This window comes from Bradyrhizobium lupini, assembly GCF_040939785.1.
GTDB classification, from domain to species: domain Bacteria; phylum Pseudomonadota; class Alphaproteobacteria; order Rhizobiales; family Xanthobacteraceae; genus Bradyrhizobium; species Bradyrhizobium canariense_D.
The window spans coordinates 5,078,284-5,098,498 of the sequence record NZ_CP162553.1 but is presented as its reverse complement, the minus strand read 5'-3'; the positions used below and the strand labels follow the sequence as shown (position 1 = coordinate 5,098,498).

The 20,215-nt window shown below is 64.2% G+C and carries 14 protein-coding genes and 2 pseudogenes; 3 read left to right on the top strand and 13 right to left on the bottom strand.

The features are described 5' to 3' along the window. Window positions 1-13: 13 nt before the first annotated feature. Window positions 14-1,981 carry a methyl-accepting chemotaxis protein gene (locus tag AB3L03_RS24175; protein WP_018453771.1) on the top strand — a complete coding sequence of 656 codons (1,968 nt, stop codon included), beginning with the start codon at window positions 14-16 and terminating at the stop codon, window positions 1,979-1,981. Between the two features lie 121 nt (window positions 1,982-2,102). Here the strand turns inward: AB3L03_RS24175 and AB3L03_RS24170 are convergent, their stop codons facing one another. After that, window positions 2,103-2,747, bottom strand: a complete 645-nt coding sequence (locus AB3L03_RS24170) for a TetR/AcrR family transcriptional regulator (protein WP_018453770.1) — start codon at window positions 2,745-2,747, stop codon at window positions 2,103-2,105. A gap of 116 nt (window positions 2,748-2,863) precedes the next feature. Between AB3L03_RS24170 and AB3L03_RS24165 the strand changes: the two genes are divergently transcribed. Further along, the gene (locus tag AB3L03_RS24165; protein WP_018453769.1) at window positions 2,864-3,508 is read left to right on the top strand and encodes a glutathione binding-like protein; all 645 of its coding nucleotides are present in this window, start codon (window positions 2,864-2,866) and stop codon (window positions 3,506-3,508) included. 84 nt (window positions 3,509-3,592) lie between these two features. On the opposite strand, the gene AB3L03_RS24160 is transcribed toward AB3L03_RS24165, so the two are convergent. The 11 genes and pseudogenes from AB3L03_RS24160 to AB3L03_RS24110 all read right to left on the bottom strand — a co-directional run bounded on the left by AB3L03_RS24160 (window position 3,593) and on the right by AB3L03_RS24110 (window position 16,865). Next, complete coding sequence (locus AB3L03_RS24160; RefSeq protein ID WP_204512224.1) at window positions 3,593-4,360, bottom strand: ABC transporter substrate-binding protein; 768 nt, start codon at window positions 4,358-4,360, stop codon at window positions 3,593-3,595. Between the two features lie 32 nt (window positions 4,361-4,392). Further along, window positions 4,393-4,788: a cytochrome c gene (locus AB3L03_RS24155; RefSeq protein ID WP_231190364.1), complete on the bottom strand. Its 396-nt coding sequence runs from the start codon at window positions 4,786-4,788 to the stop codon at window positions 4,393-4,395. A 60-nt stretch (window positions 4,789-4,848) separates the two neighbouring features. Then, window positions 4,849-6,567, bottom strand: coding sequence for a PQQ-binding-like beta-propeller repeat protein (locus AB3L03_RS24150; RefSeq protein WP_231190361.1), 1,719 nt, complete (start codon window positions 6,565-6,567; stop codon window positions 4,849-4,851). Between the two features lie 342 nt (window positions 6,568-6,909). Continuing rightward, a complete protein-coding gene (locus tag AB3L03_RS24145; RefSeq protein ID WP_085348915.1) occupies window positions 6,910-8,214 on the bottom strand; it encodes a TRAP transporter large permease in 1,305 nt (434 codons plus the stop codon). Between the two features lie 34 nt (window positions 8,215-8,248). Beyond that, entirely contained in the window at window positions 8,249-8,842 is a 594-nt protein-coding gene (locus AB3L03_RS24140) for a TRAP transporter small permease subunit (protein WP_085394693.1), read from the bottom strand. A 9-nt stretch (window positions 8,843-8,851) separates the two neighbouring features. Further along, a pseudogene (locus AB3L03_RS24135) lies at window positions 8,852-9,849 on the bottom strand (TRAP transporter substrate-binding protein). 39 nt (window positions 9,850-9,888) lie between these two features. Continuing rightward, window positions 9,889-11,547 carry a hydantoinase B/oxoprolinase family protein gene (locus AB3L03_RS24130; protein ID WP_204512225.1) on the bottom strand — a complete coding sequence of 553 codons (1,659 nt, stop codon included), beginning with the start codon at window positions 11,545-11,547 and terminating at the stop codon, window positions 9,889-9,891. A 2-nt stretch (window positions 11,548-11,549) separates the two neighbouring features. Next, window positions 11,550-13,635, bottom strand: a pseudogene (locus tag AB3L03_RS24125) (hydantoinase/oxoprolinase family protein). Window positions 13,636-13,776: 141 nt separating this feature from the next. Then, complete coding sequence (locus AB3L03_RS24120; protein ID WP_085348919.1) at window positions 13,777-14,583, bottom strand: NAD-dependent protein deacetylase; 807 nt, start codon at window positions 14,581-14,583, stop codon at window positions 13,777-13,779. Between the two features lie 52 nt (window positions 14,584-14,635). Continuing rightward, complete coding sequence (locus tag AB3L03_RS24115) at window positions 14,636-15,472, bottom strand: SDR family oxidoreductase (RefSeq protein ID WP_085359482.1); 837 nt, start codon at window positions 15,470-15,472, stop codon at window positions 14,636-14,638. Window positions 15,473-15,551: 79 nt separating this feature from the next. Next, window positions 15,552-16,865 (bottom strand): solute carrier family 23 protein, encoded by a 1,314-nt coding sequence (locus tag AB3L03_RS24110; protein WP_085394694.1) that lies wholly within the window; start codon window positions 16,863-16,865, stop codon window positions 15,552-15,554. A gap of 124 nt (window positions 16,866-16,989) precedes the next feature. Here AB3L03_RS24110 and AB3L03_RS24105 point away from each other — a divergent pair, with 124 nt between their 5' ends. After that, window positions 16,990-18,324, top strand: a complete 1,335-nt coding sequence (locus AB3L03_RS24105; protein ID WP_018453760.1) for a dicarboxylate/amino acid:cation symporter — start codon at window positions 16,990-16,992, stop codon at window positions 18,322-18,324. A 187-nt stretch (window positions 18,325-18,511) separates the two neighbouring features. On the opposite strand, the gene AB3L03_RS24100 is transcribed toward AB3L03_RS24105, so the two are convergent. Next, entirely contained in the window at window positions 18,512-20,125 is a 1,614-nt protein-coding gene (locus AB3L03_RS24100) for an ABC-F family ATP-binding cassette domain-containing protein (protein ID WP_204512227.1), read from the bottom strand. Window positions 20,126-20,215 lie beyond the last annotated feature (90 nt).

Here is a 20,215-nt window from a genome sequence, read left to right as displayed (position 1 = left end):
GAACGAGTCGGACATGCGCTTCACGCTCGGCCTCAGGATGCGGATCACGGTTGCGCTGGCGGTGACGGCGGCGGCGACCGCCCTGTTCGCCGTGCTCGGGGCGATGTGGATCATTTCCGGCATCATCGACCGGGCCGACCAGCGCGAGCTTCGCAGTCATTACGACGCGCTCCAGTCGCGAATTGCCGAGGAATCCCAGCGCGCCGCCGCCATGAGCGCCGTCGTCGCCGCGATGCCGGCAACGCAGGACGCGATGGCCAAACAGGATCGCAATGCCCTGATCAGCCTGTTCGGGCCGGTGTTTGCTGCGACCAAATCGGAGTACGGCGTCGAACAGTTCCAGTTCCACGTGGCGCCCGCGACCTCGTTCCTGCGCGTGCACCAGCCTGCTAAATTTGGCGACGACCTCTCGGGCTTCCGCAAAACCGTGATCATGGCCAACCAGGAGCGCAAGGTCGTGGTCGGCCTCGAGGGCGGCTTGGCTGGGCTCGGCATCCGCGGCGTCGTGCCGATCGCGCAAGGCGGCAAGCATCTCGGCTCAGTGGAGTTTGGCCTGACCTTCGGCCAGTCCTTCCTCGACGATTTCAAGACCAACCGCCATGTCGACATCGCCTTCCATCTCGCGGACGGCGGCGGCTTCAAGCTGTTCGGCGGCACGCTGAAGGGGAAGAGCTTCTTCGATGCGGCCGATTACGGCCGCGCCGCCGGCGGCGACTTCACGGTACGGCAGGCCAAGCTCGACACGACGCCGGTAGCGGCGCTGCTCGGACCGATCAGGGATTTTTCCGGCAAGCCGCTCGGCGCCGTCGAACTGGTGATGGACAATGCCGACTATGTGGCCTCCGCCGACCGTGCCTGGCTGCTGGCATTCGGCATCGCCGCGCTCGGGCTCGTGCTCGCCGCCATCGTCGGCTATCTCATCGCCCGCAGCATCTCGCGCCCGATCATTTCCATCACCAGCGTGATGCGCGAGCTGGCCGACGGACACCTCGATGTCACCGTCCCCGTCAGCAAGGCGAATGACGAGGTCGGCGCGATGGTCAAGGCTGTCGCGGTGTTCCGCGACAACGCCGTCAACTTCAACCGGCTCCAGGCCGAACAGGCCGACACTAAGGCGCAATCCGAAGCGGAGAAGCGACGCGCGTTCGCCGCGCTCGCCGACAATTTCGAAGCCAGCATCCGCGAGGTCGTCACCACGGTCTCCTCGGCCGCGGTCGAGATGGAGAACACGGCGCGCTCGATGTCTGATATCGTCGAGCGGTCGCGGCAGCAGACCGGCACGGTGTCGTCGGCCTCGGCGCTCGCCTCGGAAAATGTGCAGACGGTCGCTGCCGCCGCGGAAGAGCTGTCGTCGTCCATGACCGAGATCAGCCGGCGCCTTGCGCACGCGACCGCGGTGGTCGGCAAAGCCGCGAGCGACGGACGACGGTCGAACGAGCGCGTGCAAAGTCTGGCCGACGCCGCGCAAAAAATCGGCGACGTCGTCTCCTTCATCAGCGGCATCGCCGAGCAGACCAATCTGCTGGCACTCAACGCGACGATCGAGGCGGCGCGCGCGGGCGAAGCCGGCCGCGGCTTTGCGGTGGTCGCCTCCGAGGTGAAGGCGCTGGCAACCCAGACCGCCAAAGCGACCGAGGAGATCGGCGCCCAGGTCACGGCGGTACAAGGCGAGACCACCGGCGCAGTGGACGGCATCCAGTCGATCTGCGCAACGATCCAGGAGGTCGACGAGATCTCCGCCGCGATCGCCGCCGCCGTCGGCCAGCAGGGCACCGCAACGCAGGAGATCGCCCAGAACGTGCAGCAGGCAGCCGCCCGCACCGGCGAGGTCTCGCAAAACATCGCAGGCGTCACCGCCGGCATCGCCGCGACGGGAACAGCAGCGGAGGAGGTGCTGGGCTCCGCGATCGAGCTGTCAAAGCAATCGCAGCGGCTGCGGGACGAGGTGGACCGCTTCCTCGCGCATATTCGCGCGGCGTAGGCGGGCTACAGGGAGGAGCTGCGGCGCGACGGCGGCAACTCCGAATCTTCGCCAAACCAGATTCGGTGGCTAGGGGTCCTGGCTTTCGCCAGGACGACGTTAGCTCGCGCCACGCAACCGCCTAGCTCTTTCGTCCCACCATCACGTCGATCGCTCCCTTCACGATCGCCTCGAGATCCTTCCGCGACACGCGCGCGCGCGAACGAATGGCAATTGAGTGCACGGTCGCTGAAGCGAGCTGCGCCAGCACGGCGGGATCGGCGCTTTCGGGCAATTCGCCTTTCTCCTTGGCGCGGCGGAAGCAACTCGCAAACGCCTTGTCGAGTTCGTTAAGGCCATCGAGCACCATGGCGCGGATGTCGGGATCGCCGACCGCTTCGGAGGCCGCCGTGACCACGGTGAAGCAGCCGCGCGGGCCGGTTGCGCCGGACAGATAGATGTTCAGCGCGGAGGCGAAGATACGCTCCAGCCGCTGGCGCACGGGCATCTCCTGTCGAAAGATCTCCACCATGGATGCGCGCGCGTCCTCACGGTAGCGCTGATAGCTCTTGATGTAGAGCTCGCGCTTGTCGCCGAAGGCGCCATAGAGGCTCGGGCGATTCATGCCGGTGGCTTCGCTGAGATCGTCGAGCGAGGTCGCGGCGAAACCCTGCGTGCGGAACAGGTCGAGCGCCTTGCCGAGCGCGACCTCGGGTTCGTAGGCGCGCGGACGGCCGCGGCGCTTGGGCTCAGTGGCAGCAGCTGGCGGCTTCGATTTTTGTACCATTTCGCAATTTAATCCTTGACCAACTCCATAATATGCAAGACAGTACAAAAATCAATCTGGCCAGGTTGAGCGCCACTCCAAAAGTCACATCGAAGAATTGCCCAAGGAGGCTCAAGATGGATCTTTATTTCTCGCCGCTCGCCTGTTCGATGGCGAGCCGCGTCGCGCTGTATGAAGCCGGCGCCGAAGCCAATTATCTCGAAGTCGATCCGCCGACCAAGACGGTGCTGAGCGACGGCACCGACTTTCGAACCGTGAACCCGATCGGCCTGGTGCCGACACTGCGCACCGACGACGGCGTGGTGCTGACCGAGAACGCCGCGATCCTGCAATATATCGCCGACCGCTTCCCGCAATCGGGTCTCGGAGCCGCAGCGGGCATCGAGCGCACGCGACTGCATCAATGGCTCTGCTTCATCGGCACCGAGCTGCACAAGGGCCTGTTCATCCCGGTGCTCGACCGCAAGGCGCCGCAGGAGACGAAAGCCTACGCGCTGGAGAAGAACCTGTCGCGGCTGGACTATCTCGACAATTACCTGAAGGGGCGCGACTTCCTGCTCGACCAATTCAGCGTCGCCGACGCCTATCTCGTCACGGTCATCAACTGGACCATGGCGACGCCGCCGATCGAGCTCGCCAAATGGCCGAACGTGAAGGCCTATTACGAACGCCTGCGTCAACGGCCCTCGATCGCCAAGGCGATCGCGGAAGAGTTCGAGCTGTACAAGGCCGAGCAGGCGCGGAAGAAGGCCGCGGCGTAGCGGCATTCGAAACGACCGTCGTTCCGGCCAATGCGGCCGGGACGGCGGGCTAAATCGCGACTGACCGCGCCCCGGAACAATTGGCTATTTCGGCGTCTGCAGTACGACCCCGTAGCGGCCGTATATCCGATCGATCGTGCCGTCGTTTCGCAGCCGTTCAAGCGCTCCATCGATGGTGTCGCGCAATGCATCATCCGGGCGGACCATGCCGACGGCGACGTTCCAGTTGAGATCGGCTACGGACTCGTCGCGGTCCAAGATACGAAATGCCTTGTCCGGATGCGTCAGATTGAAATAACTCGCCGCAGTGGGTGTGACCGCAGCGGCATCGATCTCATGGTTTGACAAGGCATCGAGGCTGTCGCTCTCGAAGCCGAAGGTCGACGTCGGGACGTGCCGTTGACTGATGATCATGGCAGCGACGGATCCGACCTGCACCCCGACCTTGGTATGCTCGTTGAGGCTCTGAAACGAGGCGAGCGCGCTGGATGAGGGGACGGCGAGCGCAACGCCCGTGCGATAATACGGTTTTGAGATTCGCAAGCGGGTTTCACCCTGCGCTTCGCGGTTGGCGATGACGTCCAGAACAATGTCGCAACCGGCGCTCCGCATCTGGTACTGGGTGATGATCCAGTCGAGCCGCAGCGACACCCCGAGCTCGTGTGCCAGCGCCTGGCCCAATTCGATCTGAAAGCCGGGAGGATCGGCCGCCTTGCTGGCGAACGGAAGCGAGTTCGGATGGGCGCATAATCCGAGCACACCGGACGCGCGGATCGCGTCCAGGGTTCGTCCCTGCGCAGGATTCAGCAGTGCGATCACGGCGCCGACCACAAGCGGGAGAACTGTCTTCATTCCGCGTCCCCGTATCGACATCGGCCTGGTATTCAGCCCTCGCGCGGCTTCAGGGCGCGGATATATTTGACGATCTGGTCGATCTGCGCGTCGGTGAAGGCCCCGCCGAATGCCGGCATCGCACCAGACTTGCCGTTCTTGATGCGGCTGTGCAGAAAGTCGTCGTCGCGCGGCGAATTCATCAGCTGTGGTCCCTTGCCGGCGGCTCGACCGCCAGCGGAGTGACAAAAGCCGCAAGTCCCTGCGAATAACTGCTCGACGTCGAACGTCCCGTTGTCGGGTACGGGAGTAGCAGACTGCGCCTGAACCGGTGCGGCATACAGCGACGAGGCGCCCAGCACCGCCGATAGCAGCGCGGTGATCTTCTTCAAATGCAAGTTCAAGGTATCCAGCTCCATATCCTGAAGCACGATGTCCTGATGAAGCACGCCGCAAATCCAATGCACGGGAAGCAAGCTTGCGCCTGCTCCCCGGCAATCTGCCATGAATTATTTCAAGCTGAAGACGACAAGCGCCCCGTCATCACGCGGCATGCTCTTGTAGGCGCCGCCGAAGTTTGGCGCGTATTCGTCCGCCAGCATGCCGCCAAAGCCAGCGACTACGGCAATGTACTGCTTGCCATTGACGGAATAGCTGACGATGCCGCCCTGGTGGCCGGTGCCGTTGTTGTGACTCCACAGCTCGGCCCCGGTTTCGGCATCGTAGGCATGAAGGATGCCGCGGGAGTCGGGCACGAATACGAGATTGCCCGCAGTGGATAGCACGCTTCCAAGCGGCGGCTCAGGATAGCGAACCTCCCACTTCTTGGCGCCGGTGATGGGGTCGCGCGCGTCGAGATGTCCATAAATCTCTCCGCCCGGAGGGGGTACCATCTTGAAATCGGCGCCGATATTGAGCTGGACCTGGGGCGCTGTGACCGGCGTCGTCTTCTGGACGTCGAGCGTCATGCACCATTCCTGGCCGATCTTGTAGTACAGGCCGGTCTTCGGGTTGTAGGAGCCGGCGTTCCAGCTGACGCCGCCGCCAATGAAGGGGCACAGCGGCGGTTCGGTGACCTTCCCGGCGCTGAAGTCGCGACGGCCGATCAAGGCACCGGTCTTGGGATCGATATCCTTGACGAAATTGATGTTCTCAACGAGCCGCCAGACATTCTTCACGGCGAGATTGCGGTCATAGACGAAGACGAAACCGCCCTTATTCGGGTGAACCACGAACTTCTGACCGTCGCGTTCGAGCATCACAAACTCGCCGACCGCGCTGTCGAAATCCCAGGCGTCGTGCGGCAATTCCTGATGATGGAATTTCAGCCTGCCGGTATCGACGTCGAGGCCGATCACCGAACTCGTGTAGAGATTGTCGCCGGGACGCGCGCCTTGCGTCTTGTAATCGGCGCCCGACCAATCGTAGAGCGGCGCCGGGTTTGCGGTGCCCCATAGGATCGTGTTGGTCTCGGAATCGTAAGTGCCCGGCATCCAGCCACCGCCACCGCCGGTGCGCCAGGAATCGTTTCCCCACGTCTTCATGGCCTCGTCGGTGCCGGCGACGGTCAAGAACTCCCACTTCTTCTTCCCGGTGGTGGCATCCAGGCCGAAGATCGGACCGCGGCCGGGCCATTCACCGCCTTGCGCTCCGATGATCACCGTACCCTTGGCGTAAAGCGGTGCACCGGTGAAACCCACCGTGAGCTTCTGCGAGTCGATCAGCCCGGTTTCCCAGAGGACCTTCCCCGACTTCATATCCAGGCCAAGAACCCTGCCATCCATGGTGCCGACGAAAACCTTGCCCTCGCCGAGCGCTACGCCGCGATTGTAGGGGGAATGGGTCTGACGGGAGATCAGGGCCTCGTCCAGCTCCGGAAAATGGGACCAGATCACCTCGCCTGTCGCGCCGTTGAGCGCGAAAACCCGGCTGTAAGAACCCGAGTAGTAGAGCACGCCATCCGCCGCGAGGGGCATCGATTGCAGGCCCCGGGTCGAGCGTCCTGGAATATGGGTCCAGGCAACGTTCAGATTGCCGACGTTGTTTGCATTGATCTGCGCCAGCGGGCTGTAGTGATAGGATTTGTATGAACCGTGATAGGTCAGCCAATCGTTCTGACCGCCGTTCTCGATCCGCGCAGTATCCACGGACTGGGCCAAGGCCGACGACACCATCAGCGTCGCGCCGGCAATAAGAGGTAGACCAGACTTACACCAACGCTTCCTCATCCGTTCCTCCCGCTTTTATGTTTGTTGAACTTGCTTCTCACAGACGCCACCGCGAGGGATGCTGCAGTCCGCTCTCTGTCGGCCTTCTCCATCGCATACGAGCCGCCAACGGCTCTCGATCTCTCTCGGCGGACATCGCCAAAAGGTGCTACGTCTCTGGACTGGTTGCAGTTGCGCTTATCCTCGCTCGGGCAGCGTACGCCGGATGACGAGGAGCGCAAAGATGGAACACGCGCACGGCGCGAATTTGACGCGCGGCGCGGAATACAAACGTCAGTTTCGCTGTCCGGTTCGTTTGGCCTCGCAGTCCCAGAGTGCTGCGGGCGGACGCGGAGGAAGGATTTACCCGTACAGCACGCGCGGGAGGATCGTGACGATGCCGGGCCAGAGCGTCAGCAGCAGCACGAATCCGACCATGATGAGGAGATAGGGCATCGTGACGCGCGCGATGTAGCCGAGGCCGTCGTCGGTCAGGCCTTGGATCACGAACAGGTTGAAGCCGACCGGCGGCGTGATCTGGGCCATCTCAACCGCGAGCACGAGGAAGATGCCGAACCAGATCTCGTCGAAGCCCGCGCCCTTCACGATCGGCAGCACGATCGGCAGCGTCATCACGATCATCGAGAAGCCATCGAGGAAACAGCCGAGGATCAGATAAAAGATAATCAGCACCACGATCAGCATGAACGGCGATAGCCCCAAGCCCTTCACGAAGGCGGCGACTGCCTGCGGGATGCCGAGGAAGGCCGCGGCGTTGCCGAGGATCGAGGCGCCGAGCACGATCAGCGCGATCATCGAACAGGTCACGACCGAGCCGATCAGCACGTCACGCATCACCTGCTGCGACATCGAGCCCTGCGCCCAGGCGACCAGCGCCGCGCCGAACACGCCGACCGCGGCGGCCTCCGACGGCGTCGCCAGCCCGCCATACATCGAGCCGAGCACGCAGGCGATCAGGAACAGCGCCGGCGCGAGGTCCTTGAGCGCCGCAAACCGTTCGCGCCATGGCACTTGCGAGAGCTTGGCTTCCGCCTCCGGCACCATGCCGGGGTTAAGGGTCGTGTGCAGCATCACCCACCCCATGAAGGTGGCGGCCAGCAGCAGTCCGGGCAGCACCCCGGCCGTGAACAGTTTCAGGATCGAGACGTCGCCGAGCACGCCGTAGATGATCATGATGTTGGATGGCGGGATCAAAAAGCCGAGCGTGCCGGCGCCGGCGAGCGAGCCGATCGCGATGTCGCGGGAATAGCCGCGGCGCAGCAGTTCGTTCAGGGACATGCGGCCGATCACCTGCGTCGTCGCCGCCGACGAGCCGGAGATTGCGGCGAAGATGGTGCAGCCGATCACGTTCACATGCAGAAGACGACCCGGCAAAAGCCCCGCCCAGGGCGCGAGCCCCTGGAACAGAGAACGTGACAGACGGGTGCGAAACAGCAACTCGCCCATCAGGATGAACAGCGGCAGCGCCAGCAGTTCCTGCGTCGTCAAGATGTTCCAGGCGTATTGCGGCAGCAGCTTGTCGAGCGGGATTGAGCGGAACATCGCCAGCAGCAGCGTTGCGGTGAGCGCAAGCGTCAGGCCGATCCATACGCCGCATGCCAGAAGCGCAAACAGGATCCCGAAGAGAGCAACGACTTCGATGGTCATGGTATCCGGTGTCTGCTGGCTGGCGCGTGGGCGATCATTCGACGGGCGAGGCCTTCATGCGGTGGTCCTCCAGCGGCAGGCCGAGCACGGCCTGGATCACGCGCGCCAGGAACTGCAGCGTCAGCAGCAGCATGCCGAAGGTGACGACGGCCTGTGGAAACCACAGCGGGGTGTCGCTCGAGGTCGAGACCTGGCCGCGCACATAGGCGCCGAAGGCGAACTTCGCCATCGATGATGTCAGGAAGGCCATGAAGGCGAAGCCGGCGGCGGCCGACAGGATTTCGATCGCGCGCTGAAACGGAGCGGAGACGTTCTTCAGCAGCAGCACGACACGGATATGGCCGCCGACGCGCAGGGTCATGGCGGCGCCGAAGGTGAAGGACGCCGCCATCAGATAGGAGGAATACTCCCACGCGATCGAGATTGTGGGCGGAAAGAACGGCAGGAAGTTCGAGAGGAAGCGCGTTGCGACCTCGCACAGCATCAGCAGCGTCAGCATCAAGAGGCAGCCGCCACCGATCCAGCCGTCCAGCCGGCCAAGACGGTCGATGCCGTCGAGCAGGATGCGCAGCGGCGCCGGCGCCGCCGCGTTGAGACTATGGGACGACGCAGGCAAAACATCTGCCACTGCAAGTCCTCAGCGCTTCATTTCCGCGAGATAGGCCCGCACCGGCTTGTCGGCCGCCGGCACGCGCTTGACGAAAGCGTCGAGCTGCGGCGCCGTCTTGGCGCGAATGTCCGTGATCATGGCATCCGAGACCGGCACCACCTCCATGCCGCCTTCCTTGAGCCGGTTGAGGCTGTCGACATCCGCCTTGAGCGAGTTCGCCCAGAAGCCCGGCTCCATCTTCGCGGCAATGCCGGCGACGAGCTGCTGCTGATCGGCACTCAGCGCCTTCCAGGAATCGAGGTTGACGGTGAGCATCTGCGACGACCAGACGTGGTTGGTCGGGTAGATGTATTTCAGGAATTCCCAGAATTTTCCGTCGACGCGGACACCGACGAGGTGGATACGCCGGAGACCGCGCCCGACGCCAGCGCCGGGATGGTCTCGCCCCACGGAATCATCACCGGCGCCATGCCGACCACGGCCAGCATGTCGACGGCGTTCTTGTCGGGCACGCGGATCTTGATGTTCTTCAAGCCGTCGACATCGGCGACCTTGACCTTGAGATGCAGATATTGCGTCGGCCAGGGCACGATGTAGAGGATCTTCTGGTTGTTGCGCGCGGCGACCTTCTCGTATTCGGGCCGCACGTATTTGTGCAGCACCTTCAATTCGTCCATGGAGCCGCAGAGAAAGGGAATGCTTTCGACGCCCATGAAGGGTTCGTCGCCGACCTGCTGAATATTGAGGACGTCGGCGAGCGGCACCAGACCGTCGCGGACGGCGCGCAGATGCTCGGGGCCCTTGAAGCCGAGCTGTCCACCGGCCTTCACGGTGATCGCGACCGAGCCAGCCGTCTGCTTCTTCACCTCTTCCGCGAAGGCAAACGCGTTCTGGGTGTGGAAATTGCCGTCGGGCCATACCGTCGACATGTCCCAGCTTACCGTCGCCGCTCGCGCGCGGGTCGAGATGTGGCCGGCTGCGAGCAGCGTCGCTGCGCCCGCGGTAAAAGTCCGTCGCGTGATCATTGAGCCCCTCCGTTTGCTACGCGCACGACGCCTGAAGCGTCATCGCGTGTGCCCATAAATTTCAACCGCATTGTCGGCAGACACGAGGCCGCTTTCGATGTCGTCGTTGACGGCTGTCGGCGCGCGCTCCCGGGGATCGCCGATGCCGGCGCCGCCTGGTGTCAGCACCACCAGCCGGTCGTCCGGCGGCACCTGCTGAAAGCCTTTTCCACGCAGCTTCTTGCCGGACTTCAGGCCGACATAGCCGGCCTCGCCGTTCTTGCCGCCATCACGTCCGCGTGGCGGATGATCGATGCGATCGAACGCCGCCAGGATGTCGAACGGCCCATCGACACCGCTGCCGACCTCGATGATCTGGCCGAGGCCCCCGCGGGTTCGCCCTGCCCCGCCGGAATCCGGACGCAGTTCCTTGCGCCAGAAGATCAGCGGCGTCTGCGTCTCGGCGATCTCAACCGGCGTGCCGCGCACGCCGCTGGGATAGGCGGTCGCCGACAGCCCGTCCTTCGCGAAGCGCGCGCCGGTCCCGCCATTGGAGGTCACCGCCATCGAAAATCCGTAATTGCCGCCGGCGCCCGAGCGGGTCTGGCCGCGCACGTTGAGATTCCACAGGCACGAGGTGCCTTCCGCGGGCACGCGCTCGGGAATGATCTGGCGCAGGCAGCCGAACACGACATCGGGCAGCATCTGGCCGATGATGTGGCGCGAGGCGACCGGCGCCGGCTTTGGCGCATTGAGGATCGCGCCTTTGGGAGCCGACACCGTCAGTGGCGAGAGCGAACCGGCATTGTTCGGAATCTGGGAGGCGACGACGCAGCCGAGACCGAACACGGTGTAAGCGATGGTGTAGGACAGAGGCACGTTGATGCCGAACCTGGACGCGGCCGAGGTGCCGTCGAAGTCGACGTGGATGCCTTCGTCCGAGATCGTCAGCACGGCGGCCAGCGTGACCGGCTCATCATAGCCGTCGACCACCATGGTGTTGCGCCAGCTGCCTTTCGGCAGTTTGGCGATCTCGGCCAGCACGGCCTCGCGCGAGCGGTCGCAGATGTAGTCGCCGAGCGCATCGAGCGAGTCGATGCCGAACTCGGTCATCATCTCGACCAGGCGCTCGCAGCCGACGTCGTTGCAGCCGGCGAGCGAGTAGGTGTCGCCCTCGGTGTCGATCGGCAGCCGCGTGTTGGTGCGGATCATCGCCATCAGCGTCTCGTTGACGACGCCCTGGTCGATCAGCTTCAGCATGGGGATGTAGAGCCCCTCCATGAACACGTCGGTAGCGTCGGGTCCGAAGCCGATGCCGCCGATGTCCATGAGATGGCTGGTGCAGGAAAACAGCGCGACCGGCTTGCCGTCCTTGAAGCAGGGCGTGGTGACGACGAAATCGTTGAGATGGCCGGTGCCCATCCAGGGATCGTTGGTGATGTAGGCGTCGCCCTTCTTCATCGTCTCGATCGGAAAGTGGGCGATGAAGTGCTTGACCGATTCCGCCATCGAGTTGACGTGGCCGGGCGTGCCGGTCACCGCCTGCGCCAGCATCCGTCCCTTGAGGTCGAACACGCCGGCCGAGAGGTCGCCGCATTCGCGCACGATCGGGCTGAAGGCCGTGCGGAGCAGCACCTGCGCCTGCTCCTCGACCACGGCGATCAGCCGGTGCCACATGATCTGAAGGTCGATCAGGCTCGCGCCGCTTGCCTTGCTCATGATCAGGCCGCCTTCCGTTCCATGACGATGCTGCCGGCACCGTCGATATGGGCATCAAAACTGTTGGAGACGAACGTCGAGGTCTCGTCCTCCGCGATGACGGCGGGACCTGCAATCGTCGCGCCTGGCGCCATGTCCTCGCGGCGATAGAGCGGGATCTCGATCACCTCCCCGACCCGGCCATCGAAGAACTTGCGGCTGCCGGTCGCCTTCCCGGCGGGCTTGCGCGTAACGGTTGCGACAATAGGCGGATTGCGCGCCTCGGTCGTCGCAAGCACCGACCAGCTCAAGACCTCGATCGCCGCACCCGGGATCGGCCGCTCGAACATCACCGCATAATCCGCCTCGAACTTCTGACGCAGGCCGGCCAGATCGGCCGTCGCCAGCCGCCGGTTCGGCAGTTCGATCGAGATCTCATGGCCTTGACCGACATAGCGCATGAAGGCCGCGCGGCGCTCGCGGACCGGCGCGCCTGCCGCACCCGTCTCGACCAGCGCACGCGCTTCGGTCACCATCTCCTGGAGCAGATCGGAGACCCCTTCGGTGTCGAAATCGTCGAGCCGCACATGACGGCTGCGCACCAGCTCGTAGGCGATCGGAGCCGCGAGGAAGCCAACGGCCGAGCCGACGCCGGCATTGGAAGGAACGATCACGCGGGAGACACCGATCTTCTCGGCGACGCGCGCCGCATGCAGAGGCGCCGCGCCGCCGAAGGCGATCAGCGTGTGCTGACCGACAATCTCACCGCGCTCGACCGCATGCACGCGCGCCGCGCTCGCCATGTTCTCGCAGACGACCTCGTGCACGGCATAGGCCGCAGTCTCTGCCGACAGACCCAGCGGCTCGCCGACGCTGCGCAGCAGCGCCTGCTTCGAGAGTTCAGGGTCGAGCTTGATCGTGCCACCCGCGAAGTCGTCCGGATCGATCATGCCGAGCGCGACGTCGGCATCCGTCACGGCCGGGCGCAGGCCGCCGCGGCCGTAGCAGGCGGGCCCGGGCTCCGACGAGGCACTCTCCAGGACCGACCTTGACGCGCTTCATCGCATCGACATGGGCGATCGAGCCGCCGCCGGCGCCGATCTCGACCATCTCGATCACGGGAATCCGCACCGGCAGACCCGAACCTTTCAGGAAGCGCGCTGCGCGATCGACCTCGAACACGCGCGAGGTCTCGGGCTGGTATTTTTCGATCAGACAGATCTTTGCCGTGGTACCGCCCATATCGAAGGACAGCACCTTGCTCTCGCCGAGACGCGCCGCGATCTGCGCCGCGAAAATGGCGCCGCCGGCAGGACCGGATTCGACGAGGCGCACCGGAAAGCGCCGCGCCGTCTCGATCGAGGTGACACCGCCGCCGGAGGTGACGAGATAGATCGCGCCGCGGTACTGCTCGACCTGCAAGGCGTCGGACATGCGAGCGAGATAACCATCGATTAGCGGCTGCACATAGGCGTTGGCCACTGCAGTCGATGTGCGCTCATATTCGCGGATCTCCGGGCACACCGCGGACGATACGGTCACGGAAATGCCGGGCATCTCCTCACTGATGATCGCGGCCGTGCGGCGCTCGTGCTCGGGATTGGCGTAGGAGTGCAGGAACGCGATTGCGACGCTCTCGACGTTCAGCGCGCGCAATCTTGGCGCGAGCGCGCGCACCGCCGCTTCGTCCAACGGGAGGCGGACGGCGCCATGCGCGTCGATGCGCTCGGGCACGGTGAAGCGCAAAGATCGCGGCGCCAGCGGCTTCGGCTTGTCGATGGAGAGGTCATACTGGTCGTAGCGGCTCTCGGTGCCGATATCGAGCACGTCGCGAAAGCCCTCGGTCGCGATCAACGCCGTCTTGGCGCCGCGACGCTCGATGATGGCGTTGGTCGCGAGCGTCGTGCCGTGAATGAAGACGTCGATGTCGCTGATATAGGCGCGCGCATCAGCGAGAATGAGCCGCATGCCGTCCAGCACCGCCTCTTCCGGCCGCTGCGGCGTCGTCAGCAATTTGCGCGTCTTGCGCACCTCGCCCACGTCCAGCACGATGTCGGTGAACGTGCCACCGATATCGACGGCAAGCCGCACCTCGGCTCCCTCAAGCATTCCAAACTCTCCGTGCTGATCGTCAAGACCGAGGACAAAAGCGCCGCAATTTCCATGCCATGGATGACAGGAACATGCTGCCGTCCAGCTATTCTGCTTGGCACCCATGCAATAGGCAAGGCGTGTTCGCAGGCCGCGCGATCAGAGCAGGAATGCAAGCGCCGCTTCGCAGCGCTCCTCGACCTTCAGCGTGAGGAGATCATCGGCGCGGGTGCGTCCGAGATTGACCGCAGCGATCGGGATTTGCCGTTGCGCGGCCGCCTGCACGAAGCGGAAACCGGAATAGACCATCAGTGACGAGCCGACGATGAGCATGGCGTCCGCCTGCGCCAGATGATCCTGCGCGGTCACGACCACGTCGCGCGGGACGGTCTCGCCGAAGAACACGACGTCGGGCTTGAGGATGCCGCCGCAGGATTCGCAGGCCGGCACCTTGAACGACGAAAAATCCGCATGCTCCAGGTCCGCATCGCCGTCGGGCGCATCGGCCGCGTCGAGCGTCAACCATTCCGCATTGGCGTGGCCGAGCGTCTCCTGGAATTCGCTCCGCGGGGTCTTTTGACCGCAGCCCATGCAGCGGACCAGATCGAGCCGGCCGTGCAGGTCGATCACCTGGCGGTGGCCGGCGGATTGATGCAGCCGGTCGACGTTCTGGGTCAGCAGCATTCCGCAACGCCCGCTCGCCTCGAGCCGGGCGAGCGCGTGATGCGCATCGTTCGGCCTCGCCTGGCCGAACCGCCGCCAGCCGATCAGGCTGCGCGCCCAATAGCGCCGACGCGTATGCTCTTCCGACATGAAAGCCTGGAAGTTCACCGGCTGGGTCCGCTTCCAGTTGCCGTGACTGTCGCGATAATCGGGGATGCCCGAATTGGTGCTGCAGCCAGCGCCGGTCAGCACGAACAGATTTTCGTGCCGTCCGACGAAATCGCGGAGCGGATGATTTGCCATGACGCAGATGTAGTCTGCGCAGGCCGGTTTTGCCAGATGGCGAGGAAGCCCGCTAGCTTGCCCAGTTCTCGCGGAATTCGGGAAACAGCGTCAGACCTCCGCACGCATAGATGGTCTGCCCCGTGATGTAGCTGGCCTCATCCGAGGCGAGGAAGGCGAACACGCCGGCGATCTCCTCCGGCGTGCCGACACGGCCGAGCGGAATGTGGCTGGTGACCACACCGCGCTTTTCCGGATCGCCGGTCCAGGCCGCGTTGATTGGGGTGTCGATCGCGCCTGGACCGACCGCATTGACGCGAATGCCGCGGCCGGCGAATTCGAGTGCCAGCGTGCGTGTCAGATTGGCCATGCCGCCCTTGCTGATGGAATAGGCGAGGTAGCCGGGTTTCGGGATGATCTGGTGGACGCTGGAGCAATTGATGATGCTGCCGCCTGCGCCGCGCGCAACGAAATGCGCGAGCGCCTTCTGGGCGCAGAGCACGGCGCCGTTGAGATTGACGTCGATGATGCGGCGATAGGTGTCGATGTCGAGCGCCTCGCTCGGCGATTCCCGCTGGAAGCCCGCATTGTTGACCAGGCAGTCGAGACGCTTCCAGCGCGCCAGGATCGTCTCGAACATCGCGGCTACGTCCTGCTCGTTGCTGACGTCGGCCCTGACGACGACATGGTCGAGCTTGCCGTGGCCGCGATCGCTCGATGCCGTACGCGCGTACGCGAGCACCTCCTCTGCCTTTTCCGGATGATCGACATAGTTGATGGCAACGGTCGCGCCTTCCTGGGCAAGCCGAATGGCGACGGCGCGGCCGATGCCTTGCGAGGCGCCTGTCACCAGCGCGTATTGGCCGACGAGGCGCGAAGAAAAGGTGGTCGAGCGGTCGGTATGTGGCATCGTTCTTCTCCGGGGACACATCAACATGGAGGGAACCGGCGTTTTGTTCCATCCGTCGGCGCACAGCTGAGATTCACTCCTAGCGGCGAGCCAGTCGCGAAGTCAGGATCTGGTACAGGATGATGGCGCCAAAGGTTGCGGTGCCGATCCCGCCGATCGTGAAGGCGCCGAATTTGAGCGTGAGGTCGCCGGCGCCTGCGGTGAGCGCGACCGCGACGGTGATCAGGTTTGCCGGACTTGAGAAGTCGACCTTGTTCTCGACCCAGATCCGGCCGGCCATTGCGGCGATCAACCCGAACAGCACGATCGAGAGCCCACCGATGACGGGACCCGGGATCGACAGGACCAGCGCGCCGAATTTCGGCGAGAAGCCGAGCACGATCGACACCATCGCCGCGAAGGCAAACAGCAAGGTCGAATAGACCTTCGTCGCCGCCATGACGCCGATGTTTTCGGCATAGGTGGTGACGCCGGTGCCGCCGCCGCAGGCGGCCACCATGGTCGCGAGGCTGTCGGCAAGCAAGGCGCGGCCGAGATAGTCATCGAGGCTCCGGCCCGTCATGGCGCCGACGGCCTTGATGTGACCGAGGTTCTCGGCGACGAGAATGATCGCGACCGGCGCGATCAGGACGATTGCATCGGCCTGGAAGGTCGGCGTGGTAAGACTCGGCAGGCCGATCCACGACGCAGCCGAAACTTGCGTGAAGTCGATCGGCCTGCCGAAGCCGAGGCCGTTCGCGAACAGCAGGTACAAAAGATATCCGCCGATCGCGCCGAGAATGATCGGCAGGCGGCGCCACAGGCCAGGCGCGCCAACGGCAACCACGCCGATGATCAGAACGGTCGCGAGCCCGATTCCTGTGTCGAACGCATTGGCGCTCACTGCCTTGACCGCCACCGGCGCGAGGTTGAGGCCGATCGCGGCGACCACAGCGCCGGTGACGACCGGCGGCAACAGCTTCTCGATCCAGCCAACCCCCGACCACATCACGACCAGCGCGATCAGGCCGTAGAGGACGCCGGCTCCTACGATGCCGCCAAGCGCAACCGACAGGTTCGGGTTCGGCCCGTGCCCGGCATAGCCTGTGGCGGCGATCACGACCGCGATGAACGCGAAGCTCGAGCCGAGGTAGCTCGGCACGCGCCCCGCGACGATGACGAAGAAGATCAGCGTGCCGATGCCGGAAAACAGCACCGCAACATTGGGATCGAACCCCATCAGCAGCGGCGCGATGATCGTCGAGCCCGACATTGCGACGCAATGCTGGAGACCGGAGACAACGGTCTGGCCAAGCGGCAGCCGCTGCTCGGGCATGATCACGCCGGAGGACTTCAGAATCCAACGCGGAAAATAGCCTTGCGCTCGCTCATCGGAGCCCGTTGCAATCGGCATGTTCCCCCCAGTTGCGGTGCAGCGACAGATCTTCGTGCGAACAGATAAAAATGTGATTGTCGCTTCTGCAGCGGCCATCACATGATGCAAATCAAACAAGATCAATACGTCCGGGGCCTATTCTATGACACACATTGCGATCCAGCCAGCCGTCCACCGCCGGCACCAGCCCTGGTACAAGATCCTCTACATTCAGGTGCTGATCGCGATCGCACTCGGGGTGCTCGTCGGCTATTTCTATCCCGATCTCGGCAAGGCCCTGAAGCCGCTCGGCGACGGTTTCATCGCGCTGATCAAGATGATGATCGCGCCGGTGATCTTCTGCACCGTGGTGCACGGCATCTCCTCGATGGGCGACCTCAAGCGCGTCGGTCGGGTCGGGCTGAAGTCGCTGATCTATTTCGAGACGGTCTCGACCGTGGCGCTCGCGGTCGGCCTGCTGGTCGGCGAGGTGCTCCAGCCCGGGCACGGCTTCAACATCGATCCCGCCACGATCGACCCGAAATCGGTGGCGACCTACGTCACCAAGGCCAAGGAAGAAGGCATCGTCGCCCATCTGATGGCGATCATCCCCGACAGCTATCTGGGCGCCATCGCACGCGGCGATCTGTTGCAGGTGCTACTGATCTCGATCCTGTCGGGCTTCGCCATCGCGTTCCTCGGCAAGGCCGGCGAGCCCATTGCGGAGGCGATCGACAAGGCCGCAAAGATGTTCTTCGGCATCATCCGCATCATCGTGCGCGTCGCCCCGATCGGAGCGTTCGGCGCGATGGCGTTCACCGTCGGTGCCTACGGCCTCGGTTCGCTGCTCAACCTCGCGGCCCTGATCGGCACGTTCTATCTCACCAGCATCCTGTTCGTTGTGGTCGTGCTCGGCGCAATCGCGCGGCTCGCCGGCTTCTCGATCTTGCGTTTCATCGCCTACATCAAGGACGAGCTGCTGATCGTGCTCGGCACCTCGTCATCAGAAACGGTGCTGCCGCAGATGATCCAGAAGATGGAGCATCTCGGCGCCTCGCGTTCGGTGGTCGGCCTCGTCATTCCGACCGGTTACAGCTTCAACCTCGACGGCACCAACATCTACATGACGCTGGCAACGCTGTTCCTGGCGCAGGCGACCAATACCCATCTGACCATCTGGCAGGAGCTCGGCATTCTCGGCATCGCCATGATCACCTCGAAGGGCGCCTCTGGCGTGACGGGGGCGGGCTTCATCACGCTGGCGGCGACGCTCTCGATCGTGCCCGACATCCCGATCCAGTCGATTGCGATCCTGGTCGGCATCGACAAGTTCATGAGCGAGTGCCGCGCGCTGACCAATCTGATCGGCAACGGCGTCGCCTGTGTCGTCATCAGCATCTCCGAAGGCGAGCTCGACCGCGATGCGCTGCACGAGACCATGGCCCATCCGCTGGAGATGGGTGAGGCGCTCGAACCGGGCGGCAGCGCCGCCTCCTAGGCCGCGCGCAGGTTGGGCGGCGTCCGGTTCCAACGCGGTAGTTTCCCGGAGTGGTAAATTGGAGCGACGCGAGTCACAACTGCTGCGTTGGGATCACGGATTGATACTCATCTTTTTCCACCCGACGCGCTGGGGGCAGGGCGTCGGGTTTTTGAAAATTGTCGTCGTGCCGAACCGCAAAGCGGGATCAAATGATCCTGCAACCGGCGCGCTGCCTCGGGGCAGCAAGATCGAGCCGTCGGGTAATCCCGATCGCCTGCAAAAACGCCTCATCATGACTGACGACGAGCAGCGCGCCGTCATAGGCCCTCAAGCCCGCTTCGACGGCTTCGATGGATTCGATGTCCAGATGATTGGTCGGCTCGTCGAGGATCAGCAGCGACGGCGGCATCGCTCCGCCCAGCACGCAGGCAAGGCCTGCACGAAACATCTGCCCGCCGCTCAAATGTCCCGCAATCTGCAAGGCGGCATCGGCTCGAAACATGAACCGGGCCAGCGCCGCATGGCATTCATTTGCACCCGCCTTCGGATGGAAGCGCCTGAAGTTATCCAGGATGGAGACCGCGGGATCGAGCAGGCTGACCTTCTGATCGAACAGCGCAAGATCCGGCCTGACCCGCATGGTGCCGGAGAGCGGACGTAGTTCGCCGGCGACGAATTTCAGCAGCGTCGTCTTGCCGGAACCGTTGGGTCCGACAATTGCCAGGCGCTCCGGACCAACGATCGCGAGCGATAGATCGCGCAAGACTTCCCGGTCCGGCCGATAGCCGGCGCTGACGCAATCGAGCCAAACCACCTCCCTGCCCGCTGGCAGCCGGGTCGAGGGCAGCTTCACCGACAGCGGCTGAAGAATCTCGATGCGCCGGCGCGCCGTATCGACGGCCTCAAGCGCATCCGCACGCCGCCGCTCGGTGATCTCAGCGTTCTTGCCGCCGGTGTCTTCGCTACGGTCCTTGCGTGCGCCGGCCAGGATGCGCGGCATGTCGCCCTTGGCGCGCTTCTTCTTACCGCCACTGTCCTTGCGCGCTTTCCTCTCCGCAGCCTCCTGCGCCCTGCCGTCGATCGCGGACAGGCGCCTCTCGGCATGGGCGAGGTCGTGCCTGACAGCCGCGAGCGCGACGGCTTTCTGTTCGCAATAACTGCTCCAATTGCCGCCGTATCGCGCGGCTCCGAGCGACGTCAGCTCGACAATCGCGTCCATGGTTTCGAGCAGGCTCCGATCGTGGCTGACGACAATCGCCCCACCGCGCCAGGACGCAAGGAAATAGATCACGGCCTTGCGGCCCTCCCGATCGAGATCGTTGGTGGGCTCGTCGAGCAGCAGGAAGTCCGGCTCCGCGAAGATCAGCGCGGCGAGACGAACCCGCGTGACCTGGCCGCCCGACAGGCTGCCGAGCTCGATGTCCGGAGCGACATCGAACCCAACACGCGCGAGGGCGGATGCAAGCCGTGTTTCGAGGGTCCAATCGACCTCGGAAACCTCCTCGGCCGAGGCATCCCCGCGCTCGGCTCGACGAAGCAGATCGAGCGCGGCTCGCGCCTCGAACAGATCGATCACCTTCGCGCCCGCAAGGGGCTGGACGTCCTGGCGCAGCAGACCGACGGTTCCGTTGACGGTAACGCGGCCCGACTGGGGGATGTGCTCACGCGAGATCGATGCAAGCAGCGTCGTCTTCCCGACGCCGTTGCGGCCGACAAGGCCGGTCCGCTCGGCGCGGAATGTCAGATCGATGTCGGAGAGAAGAGGACGGCCGTCAGGCGTGGACAGCGACAGGTTGGACAGGATGATGGAAGCAGGCATGGAATTCCCCGTGAGCAAGGCAGGTCGGCTTTGCGGTCGGGGTCAAATCCATGGATCTCGAATATCCTGTTTGAGGGCTCTCTAACTAAT

What these genes read in the sequence shown, in the direction of transcription:
- AB3L03_RS24145 (WP_085348915.1), bottom strand. Translation starts at nt 8,214, where the DNA reads ATGACCATCGAAGTCGTTGCTCTCTTCGGGATCCTGTTTGCGCTTCTG.
- AB3L03_RS24160 (WP_204512224.1), bottom strand. Translation starts at nt 4,360, where the DNA reads ATGAAGACAGTTCTCCCGCTTGTGGTCGGCGCCGTGATCGCACTGCTG.
- AB3L03_RS24110 (WP_085394694.1), bottom strand. Translation starts at nt 16,865, where the DNA reads ATGCCGATTGCAACGGGCTCCGATGAGCGAGCGCAAGGCTATTTTCCG.
- AB3L03_RS24120 (WP_085348919.1), bottom strand. Translation starts at nt 14,583, where the DNA reads ATGGCAAATCATCCGCTCCGCGATTTCGTCGGACGGCACGAAAATCTG.
- AB3L03_RS24175 (WP_018453771.1), top strand. Translation starts at nt 14, where the DNA reads ATGCGCTTCACGCTCGGCCTCAGGATGCGGATCACGGTTGCGCTGGCG.
- AB3L03_RS24150 (WP_231190361.1), bottom strand. Translation starts at nt 6,567, where the DNA reads ATGAGGAAGCGTTGGTGTAAGTCTGGTCTACCTCTTATTGCCGGCGCG.
- AB3L03_RS24170 (WP_018453770.1), bottom strand. Translation starts at nt 2,747, where the DNA reads ATGGTACAAAAATCGAAGCCGCCAGCTGCTGCCACTGAGCCCAAGCGC.
- AB3L03_RS24100 (WP_204512227.1), bottom strand. Translation starts at nt 20,125, where the DNA reads ATGCCTGCTTCCATCATCCTGTCCAACCTGTCGCTGTCCACGCCTGAC.
- AB3L03_RS24165 (WP_018453769.1), top strand. Translation starts at nt 2,864, where the DNA reads ATGGATCTTTATTTCTCGCCGCTCGCCTGTTCGATGGCGAGCCGCGTC.
- AB3L03_RS24130 (WP_204512225.1), bottom strand. Translation starts at nt 11,547, where the DNA reads ATGAGCAAGGCAAGCGGCGCGAGCCTGATCGACCTTCAGATCATGTGG.
- AB3L03_RS24115 (WP_085359482.1), bottom strand. Translation starts at nt 15,472, where the DNA reads ATGCCACATACCGACCGCTCGACCACCTTTTCTTCGCGCCTCGTCGGC.
- AB3L03_RS24105 (WP_018453760.1), top strand. Translation starts at nt 16,990, where the DNA reads ATGACACACATTGCGATCCAGCCAGCCGTCCACCGCCGGCACCAGCCC.